The organism is Streptomyces sp. NPDC001513 (genome assembly GCF_042894695.1).
In the GTDB taxonomy this organism is placed as follows: Bacteria; Actinomycetota; Actinomycetes; order Streptomycetales; family Streptomycetaceae; genus Streptomyces.
Genome location: NZ_JBIAVU010000001.1, coordinates 39,379 through 60,910 on the forward strand (window position 1 = coordinate 39,379; position 21,532 = coordinate 60,910).

Annotated in this window: 20 protein-coding genes and 1 pseudogene; 12 read left to right on the forward strand and 9 right to left on the reverse strand. The window is 74.0% G+C overall.

The genetic code is table 11. The features are described from left to right. Window positions 1–97 precede the first annotated feature (97 nt). The 5 genes from ACFYZ4_RS00205 to ACFYZ4_RS00225 all read left to right on the forward strand — a co-directional run bounded on the left by ACFYZ4_RS00205 (window position 98) and on the right by ACFYZ4_RS00225 (window position 4,591). Entirely contained in the window at window positions 98–1,048 is a 951-nt protein-coding gene (locus tag ACFYZ4_RS00205) for a RimK family alpha-L-glutamate ligase (protein WP_390782523.1), read from the forward strand. Then, window positions 1,045–1,866, forward strand: coding sequence for a RimK family alpha-L-glutamate ligase (locus tag ACFYZ4_RS00210; RefSeq protein ID WP_390782524.1), 822 nt, complete (start codon window positions 1,045–1,047; stop codon window positions 1,864–1,866). Before ACFYZ4_RS00205 ends, ACFYZ4_RS00210 begins: the two co-directional genes overlap by 4 nt. Window positions 1,867–2,046: 180 nt before the next feature. Then, window positions 2,047–2,499 (forward strand): DUF6069 family protein, encoded by a 453-nt coding sequence (locus ACFYZ4_RS00215; protein WP_390782525.1) that lies wholly within the window; start codon window positions 2,047–2,049, stop codon window positions 2,497–2,499. A gap of 139 nt (window positions 2,500–2,638) precedes the next feature. Continuing rightward, entirely contained in the window at window positions 2,639–3,493 is an 855-nt protein-coding gene (locus ACFYZ4_RS00220; protein WP_390782526.1) for a DMT family transporter, read from the forward strand. Between the two features lie 42 nt (window positions 3,494–3,535). Beyond that, window positions 3,536–4,591 carry a zinc-dependent alcohol dehydrogenase family protein gene (locus ACFYZ4_RS00225; RefSeq protein WP_390782527.1) on the forward strand — a complete coding sequence of 352 codons (1,056 nt, stop codon included), beginning with the start codon at window positions 3,536–3,538 and terminating at the stop codon, window positions 4,589–4,591. A 24-nt stretch (window positions 4,592–4,615) separates the two neighbouring features. Here ACFYZ4_RS00225 and ACFYZ4_RS00230 read toward each other — a convergent pair whose 3' ends face one another. The 3 genes and pseudogenes from ACFYZ4_RS00230 to ACFYZ4_RS00240 all read right to left on the reverse strand — a co-directional run bounded on the left by ACFYZ4_RS00230 (window position 4,616) and on the right by ACFYZ4_RS00240 (window position 6,167). Then, window positions 4,616–5,371, reverse strand: a complete 756-nt coding sequence (locus ACFYZ4_RS00230) for an Asp/Glu racemase (protein WP_390782894.1) — start codon at window positions 5,369–5,371, stop codon at window positions 4,616–4,618. 64 nt (window positions 5,372–5,435) lie between these two features. After that, window positions 5,436–5,663 (reverse strand): annotated as a pseudogene (locus ACFYZ4_RS00235) (fumarylacetoacetate hydrolase family protein); the annotation flags it as partial. A gap of 63 nt (window positions 5,664–5,726) precedes the next feature. Next, a complete protein-coding gene (locus ACFYZ4_RS00240; protein WP_351296941.1) occupies window positions 5,727–6,167 on the reverse strand; it encodes an ATP-binding protein in 441 nt (146 codons plus the stop codon). A 229-nt stretch (window positions 6,168–6,396) separates the two neighbouring features. On the opposite strand from ACFYZ4_RS00240, the gene ACFYZ4_RS00245 reads away from it, so the two are divergent. Together ACFYZ4_RS00245 and ACFYZ4_RS00250 are read left to right on the forward strand one after the other, a co-directional pair. Further along, on the forward strand, window positions 6,397–7,350 hold the full coding sequence (locus tag ACFYZ4_RS00245) for an alpha/beta hydrolase fold domain-containing protein (protein WP_390782528.1): 954 nt from the start codon (window positions 6,397–6,399) through the stop codon (window positions 7,348–7,350). 133 nt (window positions 7,351–7,483) lie between these two features. Continuing rightward, window positions 7,484–8,248, forward strand: coding sequence for a phosphatase PAP2 family protein (locus tag ACFYZ4_RS00250; RefSeq protein ID WP_390782529.1), 765 nt, complete (start codon window positions 7,484–7,486; stop codon window positions 8,246–8,248). A gap of 38 nt (window positions 8,249–8,286) precedes the next feature. On the opposite strand, the gene ACFYZ4_RS00255 is transcribed toward ACFYZ4_RS00250, so the two are convergent. The 3 genes from ACFYZ4_RS00255 to ACFYZ4_RS00265 form a co-directional block, all read right to left on the reverse strand. Further along, window positions 8,287–9,294, reverse strand: coding sequence for a LacI family DNA-binding transcriptional regulator (locus tag ACFYZ4_RS00255; RefSeq protein WP_390782530.1), 1,008 nt, complete (start codon window positions 9,292–9,294; stop codon window positions 8,287–8,289). 56 nt (window positions 9,295–9,350) lie between these two features. Then, complete coding sequence (locus tag ACFYZ4_RS00260) at window positions 9,351–10,946, reverse strand: carboxylesterase/lipase family protein (RefSeq protein ID WP_390782531.1); 1,596 nt, start codon at window positions 10,944–10,946, stop codon at window positions 9,351–9,353. Window positions 10,947–11,062: 116 nt separating this feature from the next. Beyond that, window positions 11,063–11,689 carry a phosphatase PAP2 family protein gene (locus ACFYZ4_RS00265; RefSeq protein ID WP_390782532.1) on the reverse strand — a complete coding sequence of 209 codons (627 nt, stop codon included), beginning with the start codon at window positions 11,687–11,689 and terminating at the stop codon, window positions 11,063–11,065. 962 nt (window positions 11,690–12,651) lie between these two features. Between ACFYZ4_RS00265 and ACFYZ4_RS00270 the strand changes: the two genes are divergently transcribed. The 3 genes from ACFYZ4_RS00270 (at window position 12,652) to ACFYZ4_RS00280 (ending at window position 16,754) form a co-directional block, all read left to right on the forward strand. Continuing rightward, window positions 12,652–13,905 carry an MFS transporter gene (locus ACFYZ4_RS00270; RefSeq protein ID WP_351296958.1) on the forward strand — a complete coding sequence of 418 codons (1,254 nt, stop codon included), beginning with the start codon at window positions 12,652–12,654 and terminating at the stop codon, window positions 13,903–13,905. A gap of 159 nt (window positions 13,906–14,064) precedes the next feature. After that, complete coding sequence (surE, locus tag ACFYZ4_RS00275; protein WP_390782533.1) at window positions 14,065–14,997, forward strand: 5'/3'-nucleotidase SurE; 933 nt, start codon at window positions 14,065–14,067, stop codon at window positions 14,995–14,997. 134 nt (window positions 14,998–15,131) lie between these two features. Continuing rightward, window positions 15,132–16,754 (forward strand): carboxylesterase/lipase family protein, encoded by a 1,623-nt coding sequence (locus tag ACFYZ4_RS00280; RefSeq protein ID WP_390782534.1) that lies wholly within the window; start codon window positions 15,132–15,134, stop codon window positions 16,752–16,754. 33 nt (window positions 16,755–16,787) lie between these two features. Here ACFYZ4_RS00280 and ACFYZ4_RS00285 read toward each other — a convergent pair whose 3' ends face one another. Beyond that, on the reverse strand, window positions 16,788–17,870 hold the full coding sequence (locus ACFYZ4_RS00285) for a DUF2330 domain-containing protein (protein ID WP_390782535.1): 1,083 nt from the start codon (window positions 17,868–17,870) through the stop codon (window positions 16,788–16,790). 86 nt (window positions 17,871–17,956) lie between these two features. Here ACFYZ4_RS00285 and ACFYZ4_RS00290 point away from each other — a divergent pair, with 86 nt between their 5' ends. Beyond that, on the forward strand, window positions 17,957–18,469 hold the full coding sequence (locus tag ACFYZ4_RS00290; protein WP_351301739.1) for a hypothetical protein: 513 nt from the start codon (window positions 17,957–17,959) through the stop codon (window positions 18,467–18,469). Between the two features lie 110 nt (window positions 18,470–18,579). Continuing rightward, on the forward strand, window positions 18,580–19,137 hold the full coding sequence (locus ACFYZ4_RS00295; protein ID WP_390782536.1) for a DUF4232 domain-containing protein: 558 nt from the start codon (window positions 18,580–18,582) through the stop codon (window positions 19,135–19,137). Between the two features lie 621 nt (window positions 19,138–19,758). On the opposite strand, the gene ACFYZ4_RS00300 is transcribed toward ACFYZ4_RS00295, so the two are convergent. After that, window positions 19,759–20,418 carry an HAD family hydrolase gene (locus tag ACFYZ4_RS00300; RefSeq protein WP_390782537.1) on the reverse strand — a complete coding sequence of 220 codons (660 nt, stop codon included), beginning with the start codon at window positions 20,416–20,418 and terminating at the stop codon, window positions 19,759–19,761. After that, window positions 20,415–21,530 (reverse strand): ABC transporter ATP-binding protein, encoded by a 1,116-nt coding sequence (locus ACFYZ4_RS00305; protein ID WP_390782538.1) that lies wholly within the window; start codon window positions 21,528–21,530, stop codon window positions 20,415–20,417. The genes ACFYZ4_RS00300 and ACFYZ4_RS00305 overlap by 4 nt, the downstream gene beginning before the upstream one ends. Between the last annotated feature and the right edge of the window lie 2 nt (window positions 21,531–21,532).

Here is a 21,532-nt window from a genome sequence, read left to right on the forward strand (position 1 = left end):
AGCCGGACCGATCATCACATTGCGGTCCATGACATCCTGTGACGTCACAACTCGCCGGACGGAATCGGCGGACGTCCGGGGAATATGGGGAAGGTCGATGAGGCTCTGCTTCCTGGTGGAGGAGCACTACCGCCACGACGGCATGCCGAACGAGGTGATCGGGCAGCTGACGGCGTGGGGGCACCGGGTGGACGTGGTGCGGCCGGGCGGCTCGCTGCTGCGCATGTCCGAGGCCGTGGACATGGGGGCGCACGACGCCTGGGTGCTCAAGACCGTCTCCGGCGGACCGGGGCTCATCCTGCTCGAAGCCGCCGCCGCGGCGGGGATGACCACCGTCAACGACGCCCGGTCCATCCGCGGCGTACGGGACAAGGCGCTGGCCGCCGCCATCGGGCGCGGCCGGGGGCTGCCGCTGCCGACCACGTACGCGGTGGCCTGCCCCGAACTGCTCAGGGAGGTACCGGCGGCGGAGTACCCGCTCGTCGTCAAACCGGCGGACGGCAGCTCCGGACGGGCCGTGCGCCTGGTGTCCTCGCCGGAGCAGCTGGAGACGATGCTCCCCTTGCTCGCGGGCGAGGGCATGCTGATCGCCCAGCCGTACGTACCCAACTCGGGCACGGACATCAAGGTGTACGGGGTCGGCGGCGAGCTGTTCGCGACCGAGCGCTGCTCCCCGCTGCACCCGGACCCCTCGGTGCGGGAGCGCCGGGTGCCGCTGTCGGCCGAGGTGGCGGCGATCGCCGCCCAGGTCGGGGCGGTCTACGGGCTGGACCTGTACGGGGTGGACGTGCTGCTGGGCCCGGACGGGCCGGTGGTCGTCGACGTGAACGACTTCCCGAGCTTCCGTCAGGTGCCGGACGCGGCGGCGCGGGTGGCCCGCGCGGTGCTGGACCTGGCGCGGAGGGGCGGCCCGGCGCAGCCGCCGGCGGCCTCCCCGCAGCCCGCGGCGGTGCCGGTGCCGGCACCCACACCTGCGGCGCTGCCGTTCCCGACGCTGCCCGTGTCGATTCCGGCGCAGGCATCGGCGAGGGCGGGCGAGAGCATATGAGGATCGGCCTGATCACGCCGGACCCCGGGCATCCGCTGCTGGCGGGAGCCGCCGCGCTGCTGGCCCGGGACCATGTCGTCGAAGCCCTCGATCCGACCCCGCCGGGGGACGTGCCCGTGCCGGTGCCCCGGCGGCCGGCCGATGTGTACCTGCTCAAGTCGGGGACTCCGCACGCCGTGGGGCTCGCGCGGGAGCTGGAGCGGCGGGGCGCGGCCGTGCTGAACTCCGCGGCGGCCACCGCGCTGTGCCAGGACCGGACGGAGATGGCCGGGCTCGCCCTGCGGGCCGGACTCCCTTTCGCCGCGACCCGTACCGTCGGCCCCTTCTCGGCGTGGGCCTCCGGGTCCCCCCTCGCCGCCCCGGTCGTGGTCAAGAGCCGGCACAACCGCAAGGGCGACCTCGTCGCCCGCGCCGACGACACCTCGGCGCTGCGCGCGTTGGCACGGGCCTGGCCTCAGGAGCCGGTGGTGGTGCAGGAGTACGCGCCCAACAGCGGCTGGGACCACAAGCTGTGGGCCATCGGGGACCACGTCTTCGCGGCCCGGCGCCGCTCCGAGCTCTCCCCCGGCGGGCAGGGACCCAACCTGCCGCTGTCCCTGGAGGAACTGCCGCCCGGATGGGCCGACCTGGTGCGCGAGGTGGGCGAGGTGTTCGCACTGGACGTCTTCGGCGTGGACATCATCGACACCGGCGGCGGCACCCCGCTGATCGTCGACATCAACGCCTTCCCCGGCGTCCGCGGCCAGGCGGAGGCCCCGGCGGCCCTCGCGTCCCTGACCCTGCGCCGAGCGGCGGACCACCGCCGACCGCGCGTCTGAGCGCGTCGGTCGGGGGCGGAACCTCTACGTGCAGGGGCGAACCGCGAAGCAGTGGTACGTGCTGGGCTTGTAGCGGGGGGACGGGCGCGGCTTGACCTCAAGTGAGGTTCAGGTTGGAGGCTTCTGCGTATGCCGCCGGCCGTACGGCAGCGCGGCACTTCACACGTTGGAGGAAGTCCCATGTCGAGCAGTGCCGTTCCGAACTCCGGCCCCGCCGTTCCCACCGCATCCTCGGTCCGCCGCTCCGGCCTCGTCTGGTGGAAGGCGTTGGCCACCGGCGCGGCCGGCGCGGCCGTGGTCAATCTGATCGTTCTTGCCGTCGCCAAGCTGGCCGGTGCCTCGCTCGTCGTCGTCGACGGCGGCGAAGAGCACGCGATCACGGTCGGGGGCGTCATCGGCGCCTCCGTCGTCCCGCTGCTCATCGGATCCGGCGCCGCCCTCCTGCTGGCCCTGTGGAAGCCGGTCTTCCTGCGGATCGCGCAGTTCGTGGGCGGCGGGCTGGCGCTGTTGTCGGTTGCCGGCCCGTTGTCGTCCGGTGCCGACGGCGGCACCGTCGTCGCCCTGGCCCTCATGCACATCACCCTCGGCGTGGCGGTCGTCGCCGCCCTGGAGCTCCACCGCCGCCACCGTTGAGCCTGCACCGGGCCTGGTAGGTCCGACCGCGCACGATCGGGGCGGACGCGCGCGGCCGGACGGGGGAATGCGCGGGGTGGGACGAGCCCGGGCCGGTGTCGTGGCGGGGGTCGGGAGGGGGCGCGGTGAGGATCGGGGCATGGGCGTCGTCCTGCCGGTCCTCTTCGCGCTGTTCGCGGCGCTCAGCAACGCGCTCGCCACCGTGCTCCAGCGGCGGGCGGCGCTCACCGTGCCGCAGAGCGACGGCTTCCGCTTCGGCCTGGTCCTCGACCTGCTGCGACGGCCCGTGTGGGTCGGCGGGATCCTGGCCGTGATCGCGGCCGGGGTCGGGCAGGCCCTCGCGCTGGCCACGGGTGCGCTGGCCCTCGTACAGCCGCTGTTCGTGCTGGAGCTGCCGCTGGCCCTGCTGATCGCCTCGCTGGTGACGCGTCAACGGCTGCCGGGGGCGCTGTGGCTGGCCGTTGCGGGGGTGGTGGCGGGGCTCGGGATCGCGCTGGTGTCCGCCTCGCCCCAGGGCAACCGTACGGACGTGCCGGCCGCGCGGTGGGCGGTGGCCCTGACGGCCTGCGCCGTCGTCGTGGCCCTGCTGGCCGCGGCCGGGCTGCGCCGCCCGCCCGGCCGCGCGCGGGCCGGCTGCCTCGGCGCGGCCACCGCCGTCTGCTACGCGCTCACCGCCGCCCTGATGAAGTCCTCGGTGCACGTCCTCGACGACGACGGCCTCGGCACGTTCCTGACCTCCTGGGAGACGTACGCCTTCGGCGCGAGCGGGATCTGCGCCCTGCTGCTGCTCGAACACGCCATGCAGGGCGGGCCGCTGGTCGCCTCGCAGCCCGCGCTGACCCTCGGCGACGCGAGCATCAGCATCGCGCTGGGCGTGATCCTGTACGAGGAACACCTGCGATCGGGCTGGTGGTTGCTCCCCCAGCTGCTGGGCATCGCCCTGATCTGCACGGGGGTGCTGGCCCTCGCGAAGGCCGGGGACGGAGCGCCCTGAGGACGGGTAGCGTGCCGGTCAGTCGAGCGGAGGGCGGGAGCCATGCGAGCGGTGGTCTTCGAGCGGTACGGCGAGCAGGCCGAGGTCAGGGACGTGCCGGAGCCCCGGCCGGCGGCGGGCGGGGTGGTGGTGCGGGTGGAGGCCACCGGGCTGTGCCGCAGCGACTGGCACGGCTGGATGGGGCACGACCCGGACATCGTGCTGCCGCACGTCCCCGGGCACGAACTGGCGGGTGTGGTCGAGGCGGTGGGGGCCGGCGTCTCGAACTGGCGGGTCGGCGACCGCGTCACGGCGCCGTTCGTGTGCGCCTGCGGAAGCTGCGCCGACTGCGCGGCGGGTGACCAGCAGGTCTGCGCGCGGCAGACACAGCCCGGGTTCACCCACTGGGGGTCCTTCGCCGAGTACGTGGCCCTGGACCACGCCGACGTGAACCTGGTGGCCGTCCCCGAAGAACTCTCCTACGCCACGGCGGCCGGGCTCGGCTGCCGGTTCGCGACGGCCTTCCGGGCGGTGGTGGCACAGGGCAGGCTCGCGGCGGGCGAGTGGGTCAGCGTGTACGGCTGCGGCGGGGTGGGCCTCTCCGCGGTGATGATCGCGGCGGCGGCCGGGGCGCGGGTGATCGCCGTCGACACGGCGCCGGGGGCGCTGGAGCTGGCACGGAAGTTCGGTGCCGTCCACGGCGTGGACGCCACGGCCCACCCCGACACCGCCGCCGTCGTACGGGAGTTGACCGGCGGCGGCGCTCACCTCTCGCTCGACGCGCTGGGGTCCCCGGTGACGGCCGCGGCCTCGGTGAGCGGCCTGCGCCGCCGGGGCCGGCACGTGCAGGTGGGGCTGCTGCCGGCGGCGGCCGGCCCGGCGGTCCTGCCGATGGACCGGGTGATCGGCTGGGAGCTGGAGGTCCTCGGGAGCCACGGCATGGCGGCGCACGCGTATCCGCCGATGATGGAGCTGGTCCGGGGCGGGGCGCTGCGCCCGGACCTGCTGGTCACCTCGACGATCTCGCTGGACGCGGCTCCTGCCGCCCTGTCCGCGATGGGCTCGGCCGCGGGAGCCGGGGTCACGATCATCCTGCCGGGATCGGGGGCGCGGGGCTGAGCCCCGCCCCGGCGGCGGAGTCGGCTACCCCGGCAGGGGGGCCCGCGCGTACTTGCCCGACAGCAGGTGGCCCGCCCCCGGGGCCACGGCGTCCAGGTCCAGGGCCCGGAGCAACTGGTGGGCGGTGCAGACCGCCGCGGAGACGACCGGCTTGCCCAGGAGCTGTTCGGCCTCCTCGATGGCGCCCAGGGACGGCATCTGCACGCAGGCCGAGAGCACCACGGCGTCGGCGTCCGCGTACTCCAGCGCCCGCGCGAGGCCCGGCAGCCGGGCCGGGTCGTGGGCGGCGACGTCGAGGTTGTCCGGGATTTCGAGGGCCTCGTAGTCGAGGACCTCGATGCCCTCGTGCGTGAGGTAGTCCACGACGGTCCGCGTGAGCGGGCGCATGTAGGGGGCCAGCAGCGCGATCTTCTTGGCTCCGATGGTGTGCAGTCCGTGGACGAGGGCGCCGGCGCTGGTGACGACGGGGGCGGGGGCGCCGGCGCTGGTGACGACGGGGGCGGGGGCGCCGTTCTCGACGGTGCGGGTGTGCAACCGCTGCTCGGAGGTCCGGTGGTAGCCGAGGCCCATGCTCATGATGGCGACCAGGCAGGCGTAGCCGAGTACGTCGACCCGGGCGTCGGACAGTTCCAGGGCGCAGCGGTCGGAGTCCGCGTCCATGGTCCTGAGCTGTTCCGGGGTCACGTGGGTCATGCGCATCCGGCTGGAGTGGAAGGTGAAGCGCTCGTCGGGTGCGATGGCCTGGCGGGCCCGGAGGATCGCCGGGACCTCGGTTTCCATGGTGACGTTGGAGCTCGGCACGATCTGGCCGATGCGGTAGGTGCGGGGTGCCACGGGGTGCTCCTCAGCGGGCGTCGACGACGGGGTTGGTCAGGGTGCCGATCAGCTCGACGGTGGCTTCCACCGTGTCACCGGGGGTGAGGAACTCCGGCGGGACCATGCCGGCGCCGACACCGGAGGGCGAGCCCGTCGCGATGACGTCGCCGGGTTCCAGGGTCATGCAGGAGCTGATGTCGGCGATGAGGCGGGCGATGGGGAAGAGCATGTGGCGGGTGTTCGACTTCTGCTTGGTGACGCCGTTGACGCCGGGTCGTCGTACCGCCCACCGCCCTGCACACCGCGCGCGAAGGCGTGCTCAGGCCGCGGGTATCCGCACCCGGACCGACTTCCCGAACTCGTGGACCATGACGGAGAGTTCGCCACCCAGCTCGGCCGTCATCAGCTGCACGATCAGCAGCCCCCGCCCACCTTCGGAGTCCGGATCGATCTCGGCGCGCGGAGCGGGCAGCCGGGGCAGCCCCGCACCCCGGTCCGCGACCTCCAGCCGAAGCCAGCCCCCGCCGACGGCCACCCCGACCCGCATCCGGCCGACTCCGGCGTGCCGGACGACGTTGCCGACCAGTTCACTGACGGCCAGCAACAGGACGTCGGCCGCGCCGCACGGGACCCGCCACCCTTCGAGAGTGGCGCGCACCCGGGCCCTGACCTGCGGAACGCTCGCGGCGACGGGGTCGGCGACCCAGTGGACGAAGCTCCGGACCGCGGGAGGGGCGGAACAGCCGGCGGTGGTGAGCATGACGTACTCCCGGAGGGGGAAGGCGGCGCGTCCACTGGTGTATCTCGTGCCACTGCTCCAGAAGTCGGATCGCTCCTGGGCTTGTAGTCAGCGGAAATGCGTCGCTAGAGTCTTGATTACACGTGTAACAAGCTACGCCTCCCCCGGTGACTCGCGCAAGCATTTCGGACATACAACGCGAAGCCTGCACGCCGCCCCCGCCGGGACCGCCGCATTTGGAAGGGCCGCAATGACGCAATCCCCACCCGCCGAGTTCGACATCGCCGACATGACCTGGCCGCCCCCGCCGTACCAGTCCCCCGTACCGCCCGTGACGGGCGCGGACGGCGTGCGCCGCTTCGACGGGATCACGTACGCGACCACCCCCGGCTACCGTCCCCGCCTGCTCGACGTCCAGGTGCCCGCGGGCGAGGGGCCGTTCCCGGCGGTCGTCTGGATCCACGGCGGCGGCTGGCTGGACGGCGACCGCCGCTACCCGCCGCCGACCGTGCCCGCCGCCCTCCTGCACGGGGCGGTCCTGGCGGCCGGCCTCGCGCTCGTCTCCATCGACTACCGGCACAGCCTCGAAGCGCCCTTCCCGGCCCAGCTGCACGATGTGAAGGCCGCGATCCGCTACGTCCGCCGGTTCGCCGACACCCTCGGCATCGACCCGGACCGGATCGGCGTCTGGGGCGAGTCAGCGGGCGGCCACCTGGCGGCGCTCGCCGGACTCGTCGGTCCCCACAGCCCGCAGGCAGCGGCGCTGGAGGGCGCGCACGGCGTCGGCTCCGGCGACACCGGGGTCCTCGCGGTCGTCGACTGGTACGGCGTCTCCGACCTGGTCGCCCTGGCCGCGCACCCGATGCCGGCCATGCCGTCCGGGACAGAATTCCCCGATCCCTACGAGGCCCTGCTGGGCGCCTCCGTGGCGGAGAACCCGGAGGCCGCCCGGACGGCGAGCCCGGTGACGTACGCCGCGGACTCGACCCCGCCGCCCTTCCTGCTGGTGCACGGGACCCGGGACGGCCTGGTCCCGTACAGCCAGAGCGAGGTCCTCGCCGAGGCCCTGCGGGGCGCCGGGGGCGAGGTCACCCTGCAGCCCGTGGACGGCGCCGACCACATCTTCCTCGGGGCCCCGGACATCACGCCGATCGTCGAGGAGAGCGTGGCGTTCCTGGCCCGGCACCTCGGCGCGGGCGCCTGACGGCCGGTCCCGCGCACGCGTTCCACCGCGGGGGGTGCGGCCCGACCGCACCCCCCGCGTTCCCACCACTCCCCCCCCTCCCTCAAGAGCACACACGGCCGCGGGCACTCCCGCGGCCGCGAGAGGCACCGCCATGCCCAACACTCCGGTCATCGCCCCGAACGACAGACCCGACAGACCGGACGGCTCCCGCGCAGCCGCCCGCCGCGCCGGAACAGGCTCACCCCCGCGCCGCGACCGCGGAGTCCTCGTCGCGGCCCTCCTGCTCCTGGCGGCCGCCGTGGTACCGGCCCTCGTGGTCCGCTCCGACGTCACGCATCCGCCCTTCCAAGGGCTCGACGACCGCTGGCTGGTCTGGATGGGCGGCCCCCACGAGGGGCCGTACCTGGCCGCCGCCACGGCCCTGAACTGGTTCGGCGGCCCGGTCGGCGCCGTCCTCCCGCTCACCCTGCTGATCGTGCTGCTCGTCCGCAGGCGCTGGGCGTCGGCCGGTTTCCTGCTCGTCGGCTACCTCGGCGGCAACATGCTCGTCATCCAGGGGCTCAAGCACCTGGTGGACCGGCCGCGCCCCGCCGACCCCCTGGTCCGCGTCGATCACGGCTCCTTCCCGTCCGGGCACGCGGCCACGGCGGCGCTGCTCGTCGTCACCGTCGGCGTGCTCCTGGTCCCGGCCGCCCGGCGGCGGGCCTGGTGGTTCGGGGGCGCGGCGTTCACCCTGGCCATGATGTGGAGCCGTACCTGGCTGCACGCGCACTGGCTCACCGACACGGTGGCCGGCGCCGCCGCGGGCGCGGGCGCCGGCCTGCTGGTCTGGTGGCTCTTCCAGCCCGCCCTCGCCCGGGAACACGTACGCCGAACGCACGGCAGCACCACCGCACCGTCCGACCAGCAGGTCTGACCCCCGGCCGGGGCTCCGCTTCTCCGGGTGCCCCTCGATCACGAGGTCAGGCGGGGTACCAGGACGGCCTCCACCGCCGAAACCGGCGTCGCCGTCCCCGTCTCGATCAGCTCGTGGACGGCGTCCGCGATCCGTGCCGCGGACGGCATGTCCAGGCGGATCGTGGTGAGCGCGGGCTGCTGGAGCGCGGAGAGGACGAGGTCGTCGCAGCCGACGAGCGCGACCTCGTCCGGTACGGCGATGCCTTCGGCCTGGAGCGCGTGCAGCAGCAGCGCCGCGTACTCGTCGTTGTACGCGAAGACGGCGTCCAGCCCGAGGCTCGGCCAGCGTTGGGCGAGGGCCCGCGCGGACTCCCGCGTATAGGCCAGTTCCACCGGGGTGACGGTCGCCATGCGCCGGGCCGCGACCGACTCGGCGCCCGCGAGGCGCGGCTGCGCGAGGGTGCCGAGGCCCCTCTCCTGCGGCATGACCACGCCGATCCTGGTCCGGCCGCGCTCGATGAGGTGCTCGGCGGCGGCGGCGCCGATGTGGCTGTGGTCGAAACCGATGGTGTGCACGCCGTCGACGGGGTGGGACGCGAAGGCCAGCAGCCCGCGCACTCCGGCGCGGCCCAACAGCTCGGCCGCCTGCGGGGTGAAGCGGTCCCCGTCCAGGGCGACGACGGCCGCGGGGCGCAGCTCGGCCCAGGCACGGGCGGCGTCGACGGGGTCGGCGAAGCGGCCCGCGTGGAGCACGGCCGTGTAGCCGAGCTGGTCGAGCTCGCTGTGCAGGTCGTCGACCCAGTCGCTGACGAGGCGGCCGATCGCGGAGATCGACGCGGGCATCAGGACGAGGTTGCTGCGGCCGGCGCGCAGGGACCGGGCGGCGGCGTGCGGCACGTAGCCGAGCTGCCGCGCCGCGTCGAGCACCCGGGCCCGGGTGCTCGCGCTGACCCGGTGGCCCTGGGTGTCGTTGAGCACGAAGGAGACCGTGGCGCGCGACACCCCGGCGAGGCGGGCCACGTCGGCGCTGGTGATCGACGTGGGGACGTGAGTGTCTTTGGCCATGACGTCCCTCGATGCTCCTTGTGCGCTGCTTGCTCCTTCCTTTCAGGTTACACGAGTTAGGTCAAGGGAGCGGAGGTGCGCCCAGACGTGCGCGCGGGGCCGTGCAGGAGGCGGGAGGCTCCCGCCAGGTCGTCGAGGGCGGTGACGACGGAGTCGAAGCGCATCGTCGTGCGCCGGCCGGTGTCGTACGGCTGCCAGTGCGGCAGGTCCGGATGGTTCGGGTCGCCGGTGCGGACGAAGGAGATCCAGGCCCGGTGCATGGCGTACGCGAGGCCGTCGCGGACGGCGGGAGCGAGTCCGGCCAGGAAGGGTGCGTGCGCCCACTGGTCGAAGTTGTCGAAGACGAAGGGCAGTTCGAGGCAGTGCGCGGCGCCGAGCCGGCCCTCGTAGGCGGGGGTGGGCAGGTCGAACTGGTACGCCCACACGGGGTGGCCCGCCGCGGCCCTGGCCTCGGCCAGCCGGACGGCGGGGACCCGGAAGAGCTCGTCCGTGATGAGGTCCATCAGCACGTCGGCCGGACGGGCCCCGGGCCGGGCGCGCTCGTACGCCGCGTACACCTCGGCGGCGGCTTCGCTCCCGAAGGTCTCCGCGATCCGGTCGGTCACCTGCTCCCGGGTGGCGGCGGCGTACCCCTCGTCGAGGGCGAACCCGAAGTTGGCCTCCTCCCTCGTCCAGCCGATCATGACGTCGATGCCGGCGGCCGCTCCGTCCAGCAGCGCCTGCGCCGGGTGGGTCCTGAGGGTGACCCCGTCGACGACCGGCAGGAAGGGCGTCGGCCAGTACCCCCACCGCATCGTCTGCGCAAAGAGCCCGCCGGCCGCCCCGATCAGCTGCTGCCAGGGCAGGGTGCGCAGCTCGGCCAGGTCCTTGGCGCCGGCCAGCTCCAGGTAGGCGGCGGTGCGCTCCGTGTAGGCGGCGGGGTCGGGAAGGTCCAGGCCGAAGGGCGGGCTCTGCAGGATCACCCGCCGGATCAGCCCCCGGGTCTCGGGATGTCCGGCGAGGGCGGCGGTGGAGACCGCGCCGCCCGACTGGCCGGCGACCGTGATGAGGTCCGGGTCGCCGCCGAAGGAGGCGATGTTCTCCTTCACCCAGCGCAGGGCGGCGAGCTGGTCGGAGAGCCAGGGGTTGCCACCTCCGCCTTCCTCACCCTGCTCCCCTTCCTCCCCCCGCTCCCCCTGCTCGCCGGTGTAGAGGTAACCCAGCGGCCCGATGCGGTAGTTGATGCTCACGACGACGAGGTCGCCGTCGCGCGCGAAGGTCTCGCCGGAGTAGCCGGGCAGGGAGCCGGAGCCGGACACGAAGCCGCCGCCGTGGATCCAGACGAGTACCGGACGTCGAGCGCCGTCGGCAGCGGGCGTCCAGACGTTGAGGGTCAGGCAGTCCTCGTCGAACGGCGGCGACCCGTGCCCACCGAGCACCGGGTCGCCGCCTTCCACGTACATCTGCGGTGCGCTCGGGCCGTCGGCGGTGGCGTCCCGCGTACCGCTCCATCCCGTGTGCGGCTGCGCGGGCCGCCAGCGCAGGTCGCCGACGGGAGGTGCGGCGTAGGGCACGGCCCGGAAGACGGCGACCCCGCGCTCGGTCGCGCCGCGCAGGCGCCCCGCGGGGAGGTCCACCACCGTCGTCTGGTCCTGACCTGGGGAGTGGGGCATGTGCCGTTCCTTCCTGAGTGCGGCGCACCGGATGCGCGATGACAGCGAGATTATGGCGTGAATTTAACGCCCGTCAACACTGCGCAATATACTGAGACGCCTCTCGGGGCTGCTCCTCACGTCCACAGGCTGTCCGAGGCCATTCGCTCCGCTTCCACGTTGAGCAAGGGCGCGAAGACCCGCCACAGCACGAGGCAGGCTCCCGCGCCGAGGAGAACGCCGGCGAAGGTGTCGCTGAGCCACTGGGCGTGCAGCCAGGTACGGCTCCCCATCATGGCGAGGACGTACGAGGCGCCGATCGCCCACCACCAGCGTCGCGCACGCGGCGGGAACACCACCACCGCGACCACGATCACGAGCGTCACCGAGGTGAACACCTGGCCGGAGGGGTACGAGCCGTCGTTGACCAGGACCCACGGGTGCGGCGGGCGCGGGCGGTCGGCCAGCGCCTTGAGCGGCAGGACGAGGAAGACGTTGGTGACCACGGCTGCCGTGAGGACGAACAGCCCCGAGCGCCAGCGCCCGTAGACGCAGAGGCAGCCGATCAGCGCGAGCGGCAGGACGAGGCCGAACGGGCCGCCGAGCCGGTCGAGGAAGAGGGCGAACCCGCCGAACCCCTCCGATCCGCCGGATCCCTCGGCGGCGGAATCGTTCACCGAGGCGGCCCAGCGGTCGTCGAGCTCCTGGAAGAAGGGCTGCTGGTCCATCCGGAGCAGCAGCGCGACCAGGAACGCGAGGAGCAACAGGCCGATCCCGAAGGCGAGCGCGTGGCGCGGCGGGGCAGCAGGGAGGTGATGCCGGGGCGGAGGGGACGGACGGGGCGGCCGGGACGGCGGCACGACGGACGGCGAGGAAAACATGGCAAGCCTTTCACGGCCACCTCCCCGCGCGGTGGGGCCGCACGGAGAGCAGCACGGGAGGGAAGAGCGGAAGGACGAACAGGCGGGCGGGAACCGGGAAGGCGGAAGCCGGAATGCGGGAGGCCGTATGCCGTAGGCCGTATGCCGTATGCGCCAAGGGCGCACCCCGCCTTGAGGCGCGACCCAAGCGGCTCCCTGCCAGCCGGGCCGCGTTCAAGGAGTGACCCGGCCCAGGGATCACGTGGCAGACGAGCGAACTGGCACAGAGCGGCGCTTCCCAGCGGTAGCCGGGGACGTCGACGGCCGAGGGGCGTGCCGGGGCCCCGGCTGTAGCCGGGGACGCCCGCGCCGACGGGCCTCGCGGCGGGCGGCTCCGGAGGGTGTCCCGGGGGCCGGCCGGCTCGCCGCGGCGGGCGAGTGGGGCCGTACGGGCTGTGGCGTTGCACAGAAGCCGCGCCCCGCTCTCGGGGCAGGACGCCCTCCGGCGACGGGGTCGTCGCGGTGCGGCACGGAGTATTGCCGATGCGTGACGGCCGCCACAAGTGCAAGAGGGTTTTTCGACACATCGGCCCTGCGCAGTGACCTCAACGCGGTGGTTACACGTCATCTCACCACCGCCCCGCCGTCGGTCACGATCTGCGCAACGACCCGCCGCAGCCTCTGGCGGAGCCCGGAAATGGGTGCTACACAGTCTCCAGCGCACTTGGTGACACGTGTAACAACATCAAGTAAACCGCGGTCGTCCGCCCCACCCCCGGTGACACCGCCGCCCGGCCTCCGCTCGCGGGGCGCCCCTCTCCCCCCACGCACCGCCACCTCCCCGCTCCGTCCCCCGAGGAGTCGTCATGGCCACGCCCGAAGCCGTAGATACACCCGTACCCCCGAAGCCGGAACCCGTCCGCCAGCGGGGGCTCCTGCCCCTGCTGCTGGTCGCCAACTCCGCACTGATGGCCGTCTACATGGGTGTCGGCTCCGTCCTGCTCCCCACCCAGATCGCCGCGATCGCCCCCGATGACAAGGTCGCCGTCCTCGGACTGATCGGCGGCATCAGCGCGATCTTCGCCACCGCCTTCAACCCGATCGCCGGAGCCCTCTCCGACCGCAGCGGCCGCCGCAACCCCTGGATCCTGGGCGGCGGCCTGGCCTCGCTCGTCTTTCTGGGCCTGCTCGGCAGCGTGAACACCGCGCTGCTCGTCGGCATCGGCTGGTGCCTGATCCAGGCGACCATGAACATCTACCAGGCCGCGGTCACCGCGATCGTCCCGGACCGGATCCCCGCCGCCCGTCGCGGCACCGCGTCCGCGCTGGTGGGACTCGGTCTGCCCATCGGCGGCACGGTCGGCGTGCTCGTCGCCTCGAACACCGCCGAGCACCTGCTCACCGGCTATCTGATCCTCGGCGCGATCGTCGCCGTATCCGCGCTGCTGCTCACCGGTTTCTGCCGGGACGTCCCGCGCACCGAGCCCGCCGCCGAGGCGTCGGCCGCGCCCAAGCGCGCCCAACTGGCCGCCTTTCTCTCGGCCTTGGCCAACCACGACTTCCGCTGGGCCTTCATCGGCCGCGCCCTGATGGTTCTCGGCTACTTCGCCGTCGTCGGGTACCAGCTGTACATCCTCGACGACCACATCACACTGCCCGGCGGACTCACCCCGCCCGCCGCGATGGCCATCCTCACCCCGGTGTCGATGGTCGCGATGGCCCTCTCCACCGTGCTCGGCGGGCTGCTGTCCGACCGCCTGGACCGCCGCAAGGTGTTCGTCGGCGTATCGGCCGCCCTCGCCGGCCTGGTCATGGTGGTCCCCGTGGTCAGCCCGACCTGGACCGGCATGCTCGTCTTCAGCGCGCTCAACGGTCTCGCCTTCGGCTGCTTCATGGCCGTCGACACCGCACTCGTCACCCTGGTGCTCCCGAGGGCCGAGGACGCCGCCCGCGACATGGGCGTCCTCAACATCGCGAACGCTGGACCGCAGATCATCGCCCCCTTCGTCGCCTCGGCCGTCGTCACCACGCTGGGCGGCTACACCCCGCTCTTCCTGGTCGGCGGAGCCCTCTCCCTGATCGGCGCGCTCGCCATCCTCCCGATCCGCAGCGTGCGCTGACCCTCCCTCCGGGACCCCTCTCCCGGGCCCCCTGCCCCGTCCCGTGGGACCGGGCGGGCCCGGCCTCAACTCCGGCGGGCGCGCGCCGAGGGTCGCGCGCCCGCCGGTCAGCACCGCCTCCGCCCACCCTCACCTCCCTCCGCTCTGAAGGAGCACTCTGTGAGACGCAAGCGAGTTCTGCCGTTGGCCGCCCTGATGCTGTGCACGCCGGCCCTGGCCGGCACGGCACCCGCGGTCGCCGCGCCGCAGACCGCGCCCGCCGCGCAGCCGGCGGCCGCGCCCGCCGGTCCGCTGCGGATCCTGCTCACCAACGACGACGGCTACAACGCGCCCGGCATCCGCAAGGCCTTCGAGCGGCTGACCGCCGCCGGGCACGACGTCACGATCGTCGCCCCGCTCACCAACCAGAGCGGTACCGGCACCAAGATGATGAGCGGTGCCCCCACGATCTCGGTGAAGCACCCCGAGCCGAAGGTCTGGGCCGTCGACGGCACTCCGGGCGACTCCGTCGCCTTCGGGCTGGCCGAGGTGTTCGCCGGCAAGGCTCCCGACCTGGTCGTCTCCGGCACCAACTTCGGCCCGAACGTCGCCGGGCTGGCCACCCACTCCGGTACGGTCGGCGGCGCCGTCGCCGCTCTGGAGAGCGGCGTGCCGGCCATCGCCCTGAGCACCGGCGGCCTGAGCGCGCCCGACCCGGTCACCACGGTCAACGCCATGGGCCCCACGCTCGATTTCGCGGTCAAGCTCATCGACCGGCTGCGGGTCCGGGCACGCTCCGGCCCCCTGCTGCCCCAGGGCGTCGGCCTGAACGTCAACCACCCGATCGTCGGCGCCGACGGCAAGGGTACGGCCGCCGGTGTGGCCACGACCTTCCAGGACCCGCAGAACTTCCTGGAGCCGGACTTCACCGATGCGGGTGACGGCACCTGGAAGGTGGGCGTGAAGGTGGCCCTCAAGCCCGCCGCCAAGGGCGGTGACATCGAGGCGGTGGCCGCCGGCAAGATCGCCGTCAGCCCGATGAACTCGGACTGGAACACCGGACCGGTGGACCACGCCGTGACCTCGGCCCTGATCGCCGGGCTGCGTCCGTAGGACCCGCGGACCGGCCGGGGGCGGCGCGCGCCCGACGCTCCGCCCCCGGCCCCCCACCACACGCCCGGGCCCCGCCCCGCCCCGCACACACGTACATACGCACGCACTCACCCCGCACGACTCCAGGAGGACGGATGAAGAGGCCCGGCAACCGGCTGTCTTCGGCAAGACCCCTGCTCGGTACGGCCCTCGCACTGGTGACCCTGCTCGCCTCGGCGCTTCCGGCAGCGGCCTCCGCGCCCTCACCCTCGGCGTCGGTCGCCGCCGGCTCACCGCGCCCTGTCGTCACCGTGGCGCAAGGCGGCCTGCGCGGTCAATCACGGGACGGAGCACAGGAGTTCCTCGGTGTTCCCTACGCCGCTCCCCCGGTCGGTGACGCCCGGCTGCGGGCGCCTCAGCCGCCGCGGTGGAACGGGGTGCGCGAGGCCGTACAACAGGCCCCCGCGTGCCTGCAGTTCTCGCCGTTCGGCCTCGCCGATCCGCGGGCGGTCAGCGAGGACTGCCTGTACCTGGACGTGTACCGGCCCCGGACCGCCCGCCCCGGCGCCCGGCTCCCGGTGGTCCTCTGGATGCACGGGGGTGCGTACAGCCAGGGAACGGGCACGCAGTTCGGCGGGCGCACCATGGCCGATCTCACCCAGAGCGTGGTCGTCAGCATCAACTACCGCCTGGGGCAGCTCGGTTACCTGGCCCTGCCCGAGCTGGGCGGGGACAACGCCCGACGCTCCGGTTCCTTCGGCCTGATGGACCAGATCGCCGCGTTGCAGTGGACCCGGCAGAACATCGCGGCGTTCGGCGGGAATCCGGGCAGCGTGACGATCTCCGGGCAGTCGGCGGGCAGCGGTTCCGTCTGTGCGCTGCTGGCGGCCCCCTCCGCCGCGGGCCTGTTCCACCGGGCGGTACTGCAGAGCGGTCCGTGCACCCTACTGCGTACGCCGGACAGCGCGAGCGCCGAGGTGCAGGCACGGTCCTTCGCCGCGCACGCGGGCTGCGCCGTGCCGGGCGAGGTGGCCGCCTGTCTGCGCGCCGCCTCCGGTGCGGCGCTGGTCGAGGCGGCCCGTACGCTGCCCACCCCGGGTCCGGCGTCGGGTGACGGGCTGCTGCCGCTCCCGCCCGCGCAGGCCATCGGAAGCGGCTCGTGGAACAAGGTGCCGGTGCTGATCGGGAGCACCCGCTCCGAGGCCCGTTTCTTCGTCGCGCTGACGCAGCCGCACCTGACGGCGGAGCAGTACACCGCGCAGGTCCTGGCGGACTACGGGGCGGCGGGTCCCGAGGTGCTCGCCCGCTATCCGGTCGCGGCCCACGGCTCGCCGTACCTGGCGCTGTCGGCCGTCATGACGGACTCGACGTTCGCCTGCCACACGGCGTGGACGGCGCAGCTGTTCGCGTCCCAGGTGCCGACGTACGTCTACGAGTTCGACGACCCGCAGTCGCCGACGCTCGCGGGGGCACAGGTGCCGGGCCTGGACGAGTCGAACGCGCACAGCGCGGAGCTGGCCTACCTGCACGACTTCACCATGGGCGAGCGTCCGCTGACCCCGGTCCAGGCCGCGCTCGGCACCCGGATGAAGCGCTACTGGGCCGCGTTCGCACGCTTCGGCGCCCCCGTCGTGCCGGGTCAGACCGCGTGGCCGCCGGCCGGCGCCGCCGCCGGTGCGGTCCTCACGCTGAACCCGTCGGCGACGCGGACGACCTCGTCCTTCGGCGAGGACCACCAGTGCGCGTTCTGGCGGACCCAGCCTCCGCGGCCCCTCTGACCGAACGCGGACCGGGCCGCCCTGCGGGGGAGTTCAGGCGGCCCGGTCCGCGCGGAGCCGGCGGCGGCGGTTCAGCGCGAAGAAGGAGCCCGCCAGCGCCACCAGGACCGCCGACACGGTCAGGATCCAGACGGGGATGCCGCCCCCCACGGTGAGCAGTTCGTCGTGGTAGACCGCCCGGCGGTACGGGGTGTCCTTCGCGGTGGCGCGCAGTTCGTGGTCGGCGTCGATGCGGCCCGGCTCCGGGAACTCCTGGTCGATCGCGGTCAGGAACACCGGCTTGCCGCCGGTCAGTTCGGCGATCCGGCCGTCCTTGGGCCGCACGCTCCCCGCGAAGGTCACCTTCGGTGCGGAGCCGCCGATCGGGGAGGCGGGCTCCATGCGGTGGTCGGCCAGCACGTACAGGCCGAGTGACTGGGGTGTCTTCGCCATCCGGGAGAGCCGCATCGGGTAGACCAGCCGGTCGCTGTCGAAGCGGATCTTCAACGGGTCGAGCTCGCCGCGCAGCACCTTGCCCTGCTCGCGGGGTGCGAGCCGGACGGCCACGTACTCCCACCGCTGGTCGACGTACGGCTGGACCTCGGTGGCGAGCCGGTCGGGGAGCTTGAAGCCGTTGGTCTCCAGCCAGGTCTTCAGGGCGTCCGGGTCGGTGGCGGTGAGCCGGGCGACATCGAAGTCGCCGAGCTGCTCGCGGCCGACGACGCCGACGGCCGCGTCGGCGGCGCCCGGGGGTGCGGCGCCGGCGAGGTCACCCCGGCCGGAGGAGAAGGGCCAGTCGCGGTCGCGCGGCCAGAAGTAGTACCGGGCCTTGTGCTCGGGACGGGTCAGGTCCCCCAGTTCGCCGAACACGTCCTTGTCGCCGAGCTCCACGGTGGCCCGCCCGGGCACCGGCATGATCCAGGCGGCCCGGTGGGCGTCCCCGTCGACGGTGAACCGCATGACGATCTGCTCGGTGCGGCCGTCCCAGCGCACGACGGAGGTCTCCCGGCCGACGCGGATCCGGGACTGCCCGTCGGGAACCATGGCCCCGCATCCGCACGCGTAGGCGGGGTCGATCAGGGCTCCGAGCTGGGTCACGAGCAGCGCGAGGAGCAAGGCCGGAATTCTTCGTTTCATCCACACGGGGTCTCAGACGAGGGCCCTGGTGATCCGGTTCCGACCCCCCTCGCAGAGCGGTCGGCCGTGGGCTCATACTGTGCCCCATGAGGGGGAGCGAGAAGCGGCAGCATGCTCTGCTGCGCCAGGGCGCCGTGCCGCGCAGTCCGCTGGTTCCGGACGCGGTGGCGGCGGAGATCGCCCGGCACGACTGGGAGTCGATCGAATGCGGCTGCGGCCGTTCGGCGGGCCATCTGGTGGCGGCCGTACGGGATGCGGCCGAGGGGCATCCGGCCGCGTTCCACGCGCTGGAGGGCCATGCCTTCTTCGCGGAGAACCTGAAACCGCCGGCTCCGGCGGTGTGCGGCGTGCTGATGGCCGTGTGGTCCGCGCAGCCGCCGCGGCAGGCGACCCGCGAGGCGCTGCTGTGGACGCTGCTGGCCCTGCTGTGCACGGTGGACGACGGCGGCACCCACGAGGCCGGGCTGCACGGGCAGTGCGTGGCCTTCATCCGTACCGGCACCGCCGGCTTCCGCCACGAACTCGCCGCGGCTCCCGGCTCGGGGCCGGCCGCCTACGCGGAGGGCATCCTCGAGATCCTCGGCCTGCCGGCCGCCTAGGCTCTGTCCAGGTCAGAGCGCTACGGGTGCCGTTGGGCAGAGGTGGTGCGAGCCTGGGAGGAGATGTGGCCCGGCGTGAGCGGGCGTCCTGCGGACCTTGAGGAGACCGCATGAAGGGCACAACGCATGCAGGCGTGGCCAGGACCACGACCCTCTGGCTCGCGACGGGCGCCGTGGCCTGCGGCCTGTTGCTGGCCGCGGGCCCGGGCGCGGGCGCCGCGGCGCAGCAGCCGGCCGGGCTACGGGCCCCCGCCCCGCCGTGCACGAGCACACAGCTCGGCGCGGACGCACAGCAGATCCGCGGCAGCCAGGTGCGGGTCACCGTGACCAACGAAGGCCCGGGGGCGTGCTCCCTGAAGGGGTTCCCGACCGTGGCCCTCGCCGGTCAGGGTTCGCCGGACCGCAACAAGCCCCTGAACGTGGTCCCGCAGGGCCAGGCGCGCGCGGTGGAGCTTCCGGTGGGCGGCCGGGCCTGGACCCAGCTGACGTTCACCCCGGTGCTCGGTGAGGCCGACGGGTACTGTGCCTCCGGCGCCGAGCCGACCGTCGCGCCCTCGCTCGTGGTGGGCGTGGGTGGCGGCGGGCTCCAGGTGTCGCCCGACGGCGGCGGGGAGTACGCGCTCTGCGGCACCACGGCGCGCGCGACGGCCTTCCGCGCAGCCGGGTAGCTGCGCCGCTCGGGCGGGGTGCGGTGGGGGCCGGTTGGCTGCGCCGCTCGGGCAGGGCTTCGGGTGGGGGCCGGTTGTGCCGGGGCCGGGCGCCGGTTGGCTGCGCCGCTCAGGCGAGGTCTGGAGGGGGGCCGGTTGTGCCGGGGCCGGGCGCCGGTTGGCTGCGCCGCTCAGGCGAGGTCTGGAGGGAGGCCGGTTGTGCCGGGGCCGGGCGCGCGCCGGGGCGTCTCCTCGGACGCCGAACGTGACGAGGGGTCGGAGAGATCGGCCCCGATGCGTTCGGCGCCCTGCGGGGATCACCCCGACACACACCCGACCCCGGCCCAACCGGCCCGGTTCGGCCCCAGCCCCGGCGACCTTTCACCCCGGCCGCACCAACTCCGGCCTGGCGCACGCTCCAGCCTCGTGGCGCCATCCAGCTTCGCTGCACCACTTCAGCCTCCGCCGCACAAAATTCAGCCTCGCCGGCGTTTGAGGCGCGGGGTCCGGGGCGGAGCCCCGAGCTTTGAGCCGCGCTCTCCAGTCCGGCCGTACCACTCCCACTCGCTCACCATCCCGCCCCGCCCGCACCATCCAGCCCCTCCGGCGTTTGAGGAGCGGGGTGCGGGGCGGAGCCCCGGGCTAGGAGGGGGCCGGGAGGCAGCTGCGCAGGAGTTCGGGCGTGGCCTCCTCCAGGGAGCGGGCGAACACCCGCTTCGGTGACGCGGGGACGGCCAGCAGCGACGGCACGACCAGGACCCCGCAGCCGGCGGCCTCCGCCGAGGCCGCGCCGTCCGGCGAGTCCTCCACCGCCACGCACGCGTGCGGTGCGAGGCCCAGCCGTCCGGCGGCCGCCCTGTACGGGTCCGGGTGCGGCTTGGTCCGGGTCGTGTCGTCGGCGGACAGGGTGAACGCGAAGGGGACGTGAGCGAGCGAGCCGCCGACGACCGAGTCCACGACCACCCGCGGGGACGCGCTGACCAGGGCGAAGGGCACGCCCTGCGCCGCGAGCGCGGTCAGCAGCCGCTGGGCACCGGGCCGCATGGGTGCCCCCTCCTCCACGCGGCGGAAGAAGTTGTCGGTGAGGGCCGCCCCCACCTCGTCCGGGTCTCCCCCTCCCGAGACCCGTACGAGGTGAGCGGCGGTGTCCTCGACGGCGCGGCCGACCACCTCGGGGGCGTCCGCGTCGGTGAGCCGGTGGCCGAGGCCCTCGGCCACCTCCTCGGTGGCCCGCCACCAGAGCCCCTCGGTGTCGACGAGGGTGCCGTCCATGTCGAAGAGGACCGCGGCGAGGGCGCTCACACGGACCTGGCCACGACGAGCACGGGCCGCTCGGCCAGTCCCACGGCGGCCCGCGCCCCGGGCACCAGGGCTCCCGCGTCCCGCGAGGGCAGGTCGGCCTTGACCGGTACCCCGCCGGGCAGTTCCAGGTGGAGCCGGGTCACGGAGCCGAAGAAGGAGGCGGAGACCACGGTGGCCGTGCCCTGCGCGTCGGCGGTCGCGGTGACGTTCTCGGGCCGTACGAGGACCTCGACGTCCGGGGTCGAGGGGACGGGGCCGTCCACCGGCAGGCGCGCTCCCGCCACCTCCACCAGGCCGGAGTCGGCGAGGCGTCCGGGCAGCCGGTTCATGGTGCCGACGAACTCGGCGACGAAGGGGGTCGCGGGGCGGTCGTACAGCTCGGCCGGGGCGGCGCACTGCTCCAGCCGGCCGGCGTTCAGGACGGCGACCCTGTCGGCCATCGACAGCGCCTCCTCCTGGTCGTGGGTGACGAACACGGTGGTGATGCCGAGGGAGAGCTGGAGGCGGCGGATCTCGTCGCGGAGGTTCGACCGCACCTTGGCGTCCAGCGCGGAGAGCGGCTCGTCGAGCAGCAGCACGCGCGGGCGCAGGGCCAGGGCGCGGGCGAGCGCGACGCGCTGCTGCTGGCCGCCGGACATCTGGTGCGGGTAGCGGTCGCCGTGGTCGGGGAGGCCCACCAGGTCGAGGAGTTCGGCGGCGCGTTCGCGGCGCTGCGCGGCGCCGACCTTGCGGACGCGCAGTCCGAAGGCGACGTTGTCGCGGGCGTTGAGGTTGGGGAAGAGGCTGTACGACTGGAAGACCATGCCGGCGTCGCGGCGGTTGGCCGGGACGCGGGTGATGTCCTGTCCGTCGACGAGGACCTCGCCGGAGTCGGGCTGTTCGAAGCCGGCGACGACGCGCAGGGCGGTGGTCTTCCCGCAGCCCGACGGGCCGAGCAGGGCGAGGAGTTCGCCGGGCTCGACGGTCAGGTCGAGTCCGTCGAGGGCGATGGTGGAGCCGAACGCCCTGCGCAGGCTGCGGAATTCGACGCGCGCGCCGCCCGTCTGCTCGGTGCGGTCCGCGGGGGCGGTGGGGTCCGCCGGCTTCCCGGCCGCGGGGAGGGTGGTGGGCATGG

What these genes read in the sequence shown, in the direction of transcription:
- ACFYZ4_RS00205 (WP_390782523.1), top strand. Translation starts at nt 98, where the DNA reads ATGAGGCTCTGCTTCCTGGTGGAGGAGCACTACCGCCACGACGGCATG.
- ACFYZ4_RS00210 (WP_390782524.1), top strand. Translation starts at nt 1,045, where the DNA reads ATGAGGATCGGCCTGATCACGCCGGACCCCGGGCATCCGCTGCTGGCG.
- ACFYZ4_RS00215 (WP_390782525.1), top strand. Translation starts at nt 2,047, where the DNA reads ATGTCGAGCAGTGCCGTTCCGAACTCCGGCCCCGCCGTTCCCACCGCA.
- ACFYZ4_RS00220 (WP_390782526.1), top strand. Translation starts at nt 2,639, where the DNA reads ATGGGCGTCGTCCTGCCGGTCCTCTTCGCGCTGTTCGCGGCGCTCAGC.
- ACFYZ4_RS00225 (WP_390782527.1), top strand. Translation starts at nt 3,536, where the DNA reads ATGCGAGCGGTGGTCTTCGAGCGGTACGGCGAGCAGGCCGAGGTCAGG.
- ACFYZ4_RS00230 (WP_390782894.1), bottom strand. Translation starts at nt 5,371, where the DNA reads ATGGAAACCGAGGTCCCGGCGATCCTCCGGGCCCGCCAGGCCATCGCA.
- ACFYZ4_RS00240 (WP_351296941.1), bottom strand. Translation starts at nt 6,167, where the DNA reads ATGCTCACCACCGCCGGCTGTTCCGCCCCTCCCGCGGTCCGGAGCTTC.
- ACFYZ4_RS00245 (WP_390782528.1), top strand. Translation starts at nt 6,397, where the DNA reads ATGACGCAATCCCCACCCGCCGAGTTCGACATCGCCGACATGACCTGG.
- ACFYZ4_RS00250 (WP_390782529.1), top strand. Translation starts at nt 7,484, where the DNA reads ATGCCCAACACTCCGGTCATCGCCCCGAACGACAGACCCGACAGACCG.
- ACFYZ4_RS00255 (WP_390782530.1), bottom strand. Translation starts at nt 9,294, where the DNA reads ATGGCCAAAGACACTCACGTCCCCACGTCGATCACCAGCGCCGACGTG.
- ACFYZ4_RS00260 (WP_390782531.1), bottom strand. Translation starts at nt 10,946, where the DNA reads ATGCCCCACTCCCCAGGTCAGGACCAGACGACGGTGGTGGACCTCCCC.
- ACFYZ4_RS00270 (WP_351296958.1), top strand. Translation starts at nt 12,652, where the DNA reads ATGGCCACGCCCGAAGCCGTAGATACACCCGTACCCCCGAAGCCGGAA.
- ACFYZ4_RS00280 (WP_390782534.1), top strand. Translation starts at nt 15,132, where the DNA reads ATGAAGAGGCCCGGCAACCGGCTGTCTTCGGCAAGACCCCTGCTCGGT.
- ACFYZ4_RS00285 (WP_390782535.1), bottom strand. Translation starts at nt 17,870, where the DNA reads ATGAAACGAAGAATTCCGGCCTTGCTCCTCGCGCTGCTCGTGACCCAG.
- ACFYZ4_RS00290 (WP_351301739.1), top strand. Translation starts at nt 17,957, where the DNA reads ATGAGGGGGAGCGAGAAGCGGCAGCATGCTCTGCTGCGCCAGGGCGCC.
- ACFYZ4_RS00295 (WP_390782536.1), top strand. Translation starts at nt 18,580, where the DNA reads ATGAAGGGCACAACGCATGCAGGCGTGGCCAGGACCACGACCCTCTGG.
- ACFYZ4_RS00305 (WP_390782538.1), bottom strand. Translation starts at nt 21,530, where the DNA reads ATGCCCACCACCCTCCCCGCGGCCGGGAAGCCGGCGGACCCCACCGCC.